Origin of the sequence: Marinobacterium rhizophilum DSM 18822 (assembly GCF_000378045.1) — a bacterium.
Taxonomy (GTDB): Bacteria; Pseudomonadota; Gammaproteobacteria; order Pseudomonadales; family Balneatricaceae; genus Marinobacterium_A; species Marinobacterium_A rhizophilum.
The window spans coordinates 149,310-158,121 of the sequence record NZ_KB899100.1 but is presented as its reverse complement, the minus strand read 5'-3'; the positions used below and the strand labels follow the sequence as shown (position 1 = coordinate 158,121).

Sequence of the window (8,812 nt, the reverse complement as noted above, 5' to 3'; positions counted from 1 at the left end):
CGAACTTCTCCGCGACCAGATCGCTGTATCCCTTGGAGGTGGCCCAGGTAACGAACTCGGTGGCGGCGTCCTTGGCATCGGAGCTGGCCGGAATCGCCAGCGCCCAGGACCAGAGCCAGCCGGCGCCTTTCTCGGTTACCTGCTTCGGAGCCAATGCAAAGCCCACCTTGTCTGCAACCACGCTCTCCTTCGTGTCGGTGACGAAGGAACCAGCCACGGTGGCATCGACCCACATGGCACACTTGCCGGAGTTGAACAGTGCCAGGGATTCGTTGAAGCCGTTGGAGGATACTCCCGGCGGGCCGTACTTGTTCAGGACATCGACATAGAACTCGATCGCATTGGTCCAGGCTTCGCCGGTGAACTCCGGCTTCCAACCCTCGTCGAACCAGCGTGCACCAAAGCTGTTGGCCAGGGTCGTCACGATCCCCATGTTCTCGCCCCAGCCCGCCTTGCCACGCAGACAGAGACCGTACTGATCCTGCTCCGGCTTGTGCAACGCCTTGGCGAAGTCGCGCATCTGCTCCCAGCTCGGCTGTTCGGGCATGCTGAGGCCTGCCGCCTCGAACAGGTCCTTGCGGTAATAGGTCATGGAGCTTTCGGAATAGAACGGCAGCGCATAGAGCGTGCCTTCTGCCGACAGGCCGTTACGCACCGACGGGAAAATATCCTCAAGGTCATAGTCCGCCGGCAGGTTGTCCATGGGCTTGAGCCAGCCTTTTTTGCCCCAGATCGGGGTTTCGTACATGCCGATGGTCATGACATCAAACTGACCGCCATCAGTGGCGATATCGGTGGTCAGACGCTGACGCAGCACGTTCTCCTCCAGCACCACCCACTCCAGCTTGATGTCCGGGTTGGCCTGTTCAAAGGCCGCAGACAGTTCCTGCATGCGAATCATGTCACCGTTGTTAACGGTGCCGATAGTGACGGTGGTGCTGGCAAGTGAGGTGCCTGAAACTGCAGCCAGGGTGGCGGCAAACAGGGCCGAGCGAATGGGTGAATTCTTCACGTGACGAACCTCTATTATGATTATGGTTTCGGTCGGTGTATCAGTAATCCTGCGCTTGAAACTTCAAATCACGGCACCGCAGTGCGTATCGGAAGTCTCTCAAGACAACGCTATTACACTGCGAACAGGGTCGGCGGCACAAATACCCTGTCGAGCCAAATCTATACTTTTTTGCCATTTGTCATATTTGAAATATGGTCAAGCTGCCGTATTTGGTTGTTTGTGCGGCGTTTTAAGGTTTTTTTTTCAGGCTTGAGTCATAAAAGTACGTATTTGATCGCGGGTAACGCGTGCGGGACATCGTGCGGCGGTACATACGCCCGCTGTCCCGGCAGTGAAGTTTTCGGCGTGAGGGTGTATTCAGGGTCTTGGCGCCGTTACCTAAATACGGGTAATGATTCACGGGTAGCAGTCGGTGACTCCTGGCGGATCAAGGCTCAGCTTGCCTATTCGAAGCTGATCTGCACCTTGACGTCACCGGGTTCTGCCCGGGCGGCCCTTTCGAATGCCTCGATACCCCGCTCGAACGGAAATATACCGGAAATCATGGGCTTGATATCCAGCTTGCCTGAGCCCAGCAACGCCAGGGCGCGGGGAAACTGGTTGGCATAGCGGAACACGGACTCTATTCTGATTTCCTTTGCCTGCATGCCCACAATATCGAGCGTTACCGCTTGCGGCGGCATGCCGACCAGCACTGTACAGCCACCGGGGCAGACCAGGTCAAACAGGTTTGCATAGGCCTTGGGGCTACCTGAAGCTTCAAAAACAACCTGCGCCCCCCAGCCCTCGGTCAGGCTTGCAACTGACTCCGCCAGGTTGTCATGGGCTATGTTAACGGCCGTAACGGCATCGTACCGCGCGGCGATATCCAGCTTTTCCTGCACCAGGTCGGCGATGATGACACGGCTGCAACCACCGGCCAGTGCGCAGAGTGCAGTGAGTATGCCAATGGTGCCGGCACCGATGACCACGGCAACATCGCCCGGCCGAATGCGCGCCTTGTCGGCGGCCTGCATGCCAGTGGCCAGCGGTTCAATCAGTGCACCTTCTGCGAAGCTCACGTTGTCCGGCAGTTTGAAGGTAAAGTTGGCGGGATGTACGACTTCAGGCATCAGGCAGCCATGAATGGGTGGGGTGGCCCAGAAGCGGACCGCCGGATCGAGGTTGTATTTTCCCTCCAGTGTCGCGCGGGATTTCAAATCAGGGATGCCGGGCTCCATGCAGACCCTGTCGCCGGGTTGCAGGTGCGTCACGTTGCCACCCACCGCCGTGACGATGCCGGACGCCTCATGTCCAAGAACCATGGGCTCGCGTACCACAAAAGGGCCGATGGCGCCGTGCTTGTAGTAGTGCACATCGCTGCCACAGACGCCGACATTGCGCATCGCAATCTTCACGTCGTCCCTGCCCATAACCCGATCAATTGCGATATTGCGAATTGACAGTTTTCCTGCATGTTCCAAAATCAGTGCTTGCATGGCGCCCCCGGTATTTTTTTCGATGTGCCGTCTATGCGGACATCCTGCGTGAGGGGCTCATTAGAGATTTTTTTTAAACGAAGTAAAAATACCCTGCGGCGAAGGGGCTGTACTTTTTTGCCGGTGGCGGCACTGACGCAATCAAAGCAGGCGCTGAGGGACTGATTTCCTGTATTCGCTGGGTGTCATTTCCCTGAACTCCAGAAAACGGCGATTGAAGTTGGCGATGTTGTTGTAGCCTACAGCGAAGCAAATTTCGGTAATGGGGGTGCCGCTGTATGCCAGCATTTCAGAGGCCCGGTTGATACGCAGCATATTGACGAAATCCACGAATTTGTGCCCCGACACCCGTTTGAAACGTTTTGAAAACTGGGTCTGGCTCGTCTGCATGTAAAGAGCAACCTCATCCAGCGGGAGTTCGCGTTGGTAATGTTGCAGGATGTAGTCGGCGGCCCTGTTCAGCCAGTCCAGGTTTTTACTGTCGGTGAGGGGCTGATGCCAGGCACTGGACAAGGTGCGATAGTGTTCTGTACTGGACAGGAGCTGCAGCAGGGCCAGGAATCGGACCAGGCGCTCCAGCCCCCGGGCCTGGGCGATAGCGTCGAACAGCTCTGCTGCCTGCGCAAGCGTATCTGGATGGATGAATTCCAGGCCCCGTTTTGCGCGCTCCAACAGCGGTGCTAACGCGCGCATTTCCGGGAACAGGGCCTGAGCGTCGCTCAGCAGCATGGCGGGGAAATGTATCACCTGGTCTCTGAGTGGCACTGTTTCGCCATCGGCAAGGTCGCTGATCCAGTTGTGCGGCAAGTCCGGTGCGACCAGCACCAGGTTGCCCGGCCGAAAGTTGCCAATATAGTCGCCGACAAACACTTTTCCACAGGTCGAGCGTACCAGGTGCAGTTCAAATTCCCGGTGATGATGCCAGCGAATCAGTGTGCTGGGAACGCCGTGCTGAATGTAGTGAATTGATTCACAGGCCGGCTTTTCGACCCATTCATAGTCTGGTTGGTGTTGCGGGTCAGACTGCATGAGGGATTTCCTGAACGTTACTGACATCTTGGTCACAGGCCGGTGCGTCGTCGGGGACGACCCGCATTGAATGTCACTTTTATCCTGGTTGGCAAGTGCCCCGCGTTAACAGCCTCGAATTATTGTGCCGTCTAACGGTGATACTGCATGCTCGGGGAGCCTCCTAGCCGCGGTAGAGCAGATCCGATGACGTGCGGCGGTATTCGGATGGCGTCATGCCCTTGATGGCATGGAAGCGTCGGTTGAAGTTGGCGATGTTGTTAAAACCGGCGAAAAAACATATATCGGTGATGGGCTCGTCGGTGTGGGCCAGACGCTCACAGGCGAGGTTGATACGCAGGCCGTTGACGAAGTCGATAAAGCGCCGACCGGTGGCCTTCTTGAAGAACTTCGAGAAGTAGCTCGGTCCCATGTCCAGCCGGCTCGCAACATCCTCCAGCGCCAGATCCTGATTGTAGTGCGCGACGATGTACTGCACAGCCTCGTTGACCTTCTCAAGTGTCTTCTTGTCGGCGATGGGGATGTAGTTGGTCGATGACAGCACCCGGTACTCCGACGTCGCGGCAAGCAGGTCGAGTAGCGTCCAGAAGCGGGTCAGGCGGCGAAAACCGCGGGCATTGGCCAGGTCTTCGAACAGGGCATCGGCCTGGTGAATCATGGCGGGATCGAGGAACTCTATACCGTACTGAGCGCGCTCCCAGAAGGGTGCCAGCGATTGCATTTCCGGAAAGGTGGTGCTGCAGGTTTCGATCAGTTCATGGGAAAAATTGATGACCCGGTCTCTGAGTGCCACGGACTCACCTTCCGGTAACTGGCTGATCCAGTTATGGGGCAGGTTGGGCCCGACCAGAATCAGCTGGTTGGCGTTGAAGTTGCCAATATAGTCGCCTACGAAGACCTTGCCGCTGGTGGCCTTGATCAGGTGCAGCTCGTATTCCGAGTGATAGTGCCAGCGCACCAGTTCACAGGGATAGCCGTGCTGCAGGTAGCGGATGGATTCGTCCCCCAGCTGGTCAACCCGCTCAAATTCCGGCTGAAGACGTGCTTTGTCGGTCATGATGGCGTGTCGTTAGAGTTCCAAAGCTTGAGTGTCTGTATTTCAGGGCGCTGTATCAACAAGCATAAACCGTTACTGCCGTGCAGCAACGGTTTATTCTTGGCCAAGGTGTCGAGTGTCAGCCAATATCGCGCGGGCGGGAGGACGTGCCCATTGTTGCGCGAACACGGATTATCTAAGCTCAGAGCGTGGGAATACATCGGTTGGGAGGCAGGCGTGACCGTCACAAAGCGTGCTAGACAGTGGCTGTTGGCGGCGTTGTTCTGCGGGACGCTTGCGGGCCACGCTGTGGCCGATGTCTGGGTTCAGGTCGATACCAAGGCTCAGACATTGCAGGTACTGGAAGGTGACAGGGTACTGGACAATTTCAGTCGTATCGCCCTGGGCGTTGCCGGGGCCGGGCTTAAGCTGCATCGCGGCGACGGCAAGACGCCGCTGGGCGATTTTCGAGTGAGCTGGTTTAACCGCCAGAGTCGATTCGGGCTCTTTATCGGTCTGGATTATCCGAACCGGGCGTATGCCCAGGCAGCACTGCAGGATAAGCGCATTGACGGCCGAACCCACGCACGCATTATCGCGGCACTGGATGCCGGTCGCACACCGCCCCAGGATACGCCCCTGGGCGGACAGATCGGCATCCACGGACTCGGGGGCGGCGATCCTGAGGTACATGGCCTGTTCAACTGGACCGATGGTTGTGTGGCGCTGACCGATGCCGAGATGCGGCGTCTGGTCAAATGGGTGGCGCCGGGCACCCGGGTGGAAATTCGTTAGGAATGGGGCTTACGGATTGGTCCCTGTGGTGTACTGATCCATGCTGGGCGTACAATCTAATCGGTTGCCACTTCTTTTCCAGCGAAATAAGGAGAGTTTTAAATGAGGACCCGCGATATGTTGAAAGTGTCTGCCCTCGCTGCCTTTGCGGCCCTGTCTTTTGGCTGTGCCAGCTCAGGTGATATGCGTTCCATGCAGCAAGTGCACGAACAGGATATGCAGAGCGTTCAAGCGAGCGCAGAGAGCGCCAAGGCGACCGCCGATGAAGCGCTGCGCGTGGCGAACGAAGCCAAGGCCATGGCCGCTGAAGCCAACGCCCGCAGTATGGCGACGGAAGAAAAAATTAACCGCATGTTCCAGAAATCCATGATGAAATAACCCCGTGCGACGGGGCCTGTGCGCCGTTCGGCCCACAGGCCCCTGCCGCTTGCCGGACTTCATACTGATCTGCTCGGCAACGGCTCCGTCTGTTGCTCTGCTTCCTGCATTTCTGCGAAAAATTTCCACTCCACTGGTCAATAGAGGCATTTTTTGTACCCTTTCCCTCGGATAGCCTCCTAACGACTGATGCGCAGCGGTATGCCGTCAGACTGTTGCAGTGCCAGCTGAATGGCAGAGGGCACTATTTCAGTGTATTGCTGTTCCGCGGTGGCGGCGATGCTCAGCAGGGTTTGCGCCTGCAGGTTTGCGCCCGTGTCGGACAGCTCATCCATCGCCGGATGGGCCTCGACATAGAGGCCATCCGAGTGGCGCCCAATCTTGACCGGCTGGTTGATGATGTACACCGGTGTTCCCACCGGCACAAGGCTGTAAAGCCGTTCGATATCCTCGGGGTACAGGCGCACGCAGCCGTGCGTCACCTGCATGCCGATGCCATATTCCTTGTTGGTACCGTGAATCAGATAGCCCGGAATACCCAGGCGCAGTGCAAAGCGCCCCAGCGGATTGCCGGGTCCGCCGGGTACCACGTCGGGCAGAATATCGCCGTTGCGGGCATGTTCGGCCTTGATTGAAGCGGGCGGATACCAGGGCGGATCGGCTTGCTTCTGGATCACCGTGGTTTTCCCCAGTGGTGTTGTCCAGTCCATTCGGCCGACACTGACGGGGTGCGTGATCACCACCGGTGTCTCACCCGGCTCGGGTCTGGGGTAATAGTACAGGCGCATTTCCGGCACGTTGAGCACTATACCGTCACGCGGCGCATCGGGCAGGATCAGCTGGTTGGGCAGTATCACATCGGTGCCCTGGCCCGGCAGCCAGCGATCCACGCCCGGGTTGGCCCGCACAATTTCCTCGTAGCCCAGATTGAAGGCCCGGGCGATGTCCAGCAGGGTATCGGACTGGCGTGCACGGGTAATGCGCACTTCGCCGACGATGTCCTGATCCGGGGGCGGCAGTATAAAGGTTTCGGCACGGGCAAGTGTGCCGCTGAGCAGGACCAGTGCTGCGCAGAGCAGCCTTTGGCAGGCTCGGGAGTCGATCATGGGAGGGTCCGCATTTCTTAACCGGTTGATGCCTGCAGTATAAGCCGTTGCCTCCGTGCGTCACAGGGGCAGCGGCGTCGACTTCGACCCTGTGCAATTTTTGTGAGGGTTGGCAGCCTGTGTTCGCGGGGTTACAACCGGGTGACAGGAATCATCTCGCTGTTGGTGGGCGTGGCGCACTCCCTGAAAATACGTGCCGAGCAGCGCTGGCAAACCTCCTTATTCAGCTTCACGACCGAGTCGCTCAGTGCTGCTTCCGGTGAGTCGTAGAACAGTTCTTCGCCAATCCTTTGCAGGTAGCCATTGGCGCGCAATTCGTCTATCACCGTGCCCTTGAGGGAGCTGAACATCAGCTTGCCGCCGCGTTGTTGCAGGCGCCTGGACTCCTGGATCAGCATCTCGGCGCCGGCTACATCGATAAAGTTGATGCCCTTGCCGATGATCAGCAAACGGTTGGTATCGCCTTCATTGCTCAAGGCCCGAATACGTTGCTGAATATGGTCAATGGCACCGAAAAACAGCGATCCGTCGATACGGATGATCTTCAGCTGCGGGCACTGCTGCAGTGAAAAACGCTGCGTGTTCTTGATCTGACGGCGGGGGTGATCGGGTATGGGCGCAACTTCCATCACGCTGGGACGGGACGTGCGGCGCAGGTAAAGTGCCAGTGACAGGAAAACGCCAATGTAGATGGCAAACTCCAGCTCTACAAACAGAGTGGCGAGGAAGGTGACTGTCAGCACCAGGGTCTCGTTGCGGCTGGACTTGATAATCTGGCGGATATGATGAAGGTCGATCAGGTTCCAGGCGATCAGTAACACGGCTCCCGCCATGGCGGGCAGCGGGAGATACGCTGTAAGGCCTGGCGCCAGCAGCAAGACGCTTGCCTGGATACCCGCTGAAAATACAGCGGCCAGTGGGGTTTTGGCGCCGGCATCATAGTTGGCACCCGAGCGTGTAAAAGAGCCTGAACTCGCGAAACAGGAAAAAAAACTGCCGATGGTATTGGCCAGACCCTGGCCGATAAACTCCTGGTTGCCGCTGATCTGCTGTTGCGAGCGCAGCGCGATGGCCCGCGCGATGGATACCGCTTCGATCAGGCCGAGCAGCGCCAGCGCAAAGGCGCCGGACGCCAGCGGTTGAATCGTATTGGCAGACAAGTCAGGCAGCGACAGCGGAGGCAGGGTGCCGGGCAGCGCGCCGACCAGTGCAACGCCCTGGTCGGCGCCATTCAACAGCAGGCAGGTGACGCTGCCCACGGTCATGCCAATCAGCAAATGGGGCCAGCGGCGATTAAGCCTGCGTACCAGCAGTGCCGACAACAGGGTGATTGCGCCGACGCCGAGGGAGATATAGTTCACGGCATCGGTCTGATCAAGCAGCGCGAGGAGGCCATCGATAAATGACAAGCCGCCTGGAACGGCGACACCCAGGACATGCTTGAGCTGGCTGGCGCCAATCAGTATTGCCGCACCGGCAGTGAAGGCGATTACCACGCTGTGGGAGATGAAGTTAACCAGGCTCCCCAGGCGCAGGATCCCCATGCCCAGCTGCATCAGGCCGACCAGCAGAGTCAGGGTCAGTACCGCGCTCAGGTATTGTGCAGGATCCAGCTCGCCAAGCCCGCTGACGACGCTCATGATCACGATCGAAATCGCAGCGGCCGGACCGGATACCATATGCCAGGAGGAGCCGAACAGTGCGGCAATCACCGAAATAATGATTGCTGAGTACAGACCATACTCGGGCGGCAGCCCGGCAATAAAGGCATAGGCGACGGCCTGCGGTAACGCGATGACCGCACCGGTGATGCCGGCCATCACGTCAGCGCGCAGAGTACGTTGATTGATGGAGCGCCCCCAGCTGAGGAAGGGGGCGCCTAGTGACAGCCAGCGCTTCATGATCGCTCCGTTAAAGGTCTAGATTAGGCAGGGTAGAGCGTTTTTGCCGTCCTGAAAAACGAAAAATACTGGAA

General features: G+C 58.1%; 8 protein-coding genes. 2 read left to right on the top strand and 6 right to left on the bottom strand.

All coding sequences use genetic code 11. The features are described 5' to 3' along the window. The 4 genes from F451_RS0114240 to F451_RS0114225 all read right to left on the bottom strand — a co-directional run. On the bottom strand, positions 1-1,012 hold a 1,012-nt coding region (locus F451_RS0114240), incomplete at its 3' end, for an ABC transporter substrate-binding protein (protein ID WP_020682056.1). 446 nt (positions 1,013-1,458) lie between these two features. Further along, positions 1,459-2,493, bottom strand: a complete 1,035-nt coding sequence (locus F451_RS0114235) for an NAD(P)-dependent alcohol dehydrogenase (RefSeq protein ID WP_020682055.1) — start codon at positions 2,491-2,493, stop codon at positions 1,459-1,461. A 141-nt stretch (positions 2,494-2,634) separates the two neighbouring features. Then, the gene (locus tag F451_RS0114230) at positions 2,635-3,522 is read right to left on the bottom strand and encodes an AraC family transcriptional regulator (RefSeq protein WP_020682054.1); all 888 of its coding nucleotides are present in this window, start codon (positions 3,520-3,522) and stop codon (positions 2,635-2,637) included. A gap of 163 nt (positions 3,523-3,685) precedes the next feature. Next, positions 3,686-4,579 (bottom strand): AraC family transcriptional regulator, encoded by an 894-nt coding sequence (locus F451_RS0114225; protein ID WP_020682053.1) that lies wholly within the window; start codon positions 4,577-4,579, stop codon positions 3,686-3,688. A 216-nt stretch (positions 4,580-4,795) separates the two neighbouring features. Between F451_RS0114225 and F451_RS28090 the strand changes: the two genes are divergently transcribed. Both F451_RS28090 and F451_RS0114215 read left to right on the top strand, forming a co-directional pair. Continuing rightward, positions 4,796-5,353 carry a L,D-transpeptidase family protein gene (locus F451_RS28090; protein WP_169434516.1) on the top strand — a complete coding sequence of 186 codons (558 nt, stop codon included), beginning with the start codon at positions 4,796-4,798 and terminating at the stop codon, positions 5,351-5,353. Between the two features lie 102 nt (positions 5,354-5,455). After that, positions 5,456-5,731 carry an Lpp/OprI family alanine-zipper lipoprotein gene (locus F451_RS0114215; RefSeq protein ID WP_020682051.1) on the top strand — a complete coding sequence of 92 codons (276 nt, stop codon included), beginning with the start codon at positions 5,456-5,458 and terminating at the stop codon, positions 5,729-5,731. A gap of 179 nt (positions 5,732-5,910) precedes the next feature. Here F451_RS0114215 and F451_RS0114210 read toward each other — a convergent pair whose 3' ends face one another. Both F451_RS0114210 and F451_RS25610 read right to left on the bottom strand, forming a co-directional pair. Further along, on the bottom strand, positions 5,911-6,837 hold the full coding sequence (locus tag F451_RS0114210; RefSeq protein ID WP_020682050.1) for a L,D-transpeptidase family protein: 927 nt from the start codon (positions 6,835-6,837) through the stop codon (positions 5,911-5,913). 131 nt (positions 6,838-6,968) lie between these two features. Continuing rightward, the gene (locus F451_RS25610; RefSeq protein ID WP_020682049.1) at positions 6,969-8,738 is read right to left on the bottom strand and encodes a SulP family inorganic anion transporter; all 1,770 of its coding nucleotides are present in this window, start codon (positions 8,736-8,738) and stop codon (positions 6,969-6,971) included. Positions 8,739-8,812 lie beyond the last annotated feature (74 nt).

Coding starts and splice junctions, on each gene's coding strand:
- F451_RS0114225 (WP_020682053.1), bottom strand. CDS start 4,579: ATGACCGACAAAGCACGTCTTCAGCCGGAATTTGAGCGGGTTGACCAG.
- F451_RS0114235 (WP_020682055.1), bottom strand. CDS start 2,493: ATGCAAGCACTGATTTTGGAACATGCAGGAAAACTGTCAATTCGCAAT.
- F451_RS0114210 (WP_020682050.1), bottom strand. CDS start 6,837: ATGATCGACTCCCGAGCCTGCCAAAGGCTGCTCTGCGCAGCACTGGTC.
- F451_RS0114215 (WP_020682051.1), top strand. CDS start 5,456: ATGAGGACCCGCGATATGTTGAAAGTGTCTGCCCTCGCTGCCTTTGCG.
- F451_RS25610 (WP_020682049.1), bottom strand. CDS start 8,738: ATGAAGCGCTGGCTGTCACTAGGCGCCCCCTTCCTCAGCTGGGGGCGC.
- F451_RS0114230 (WP_020682054.1), bottom strand. CDS start 3,522: ATGCAGTCTGACCCGCAACACCAACCAGACTATGAATGGGTCGAAAAG.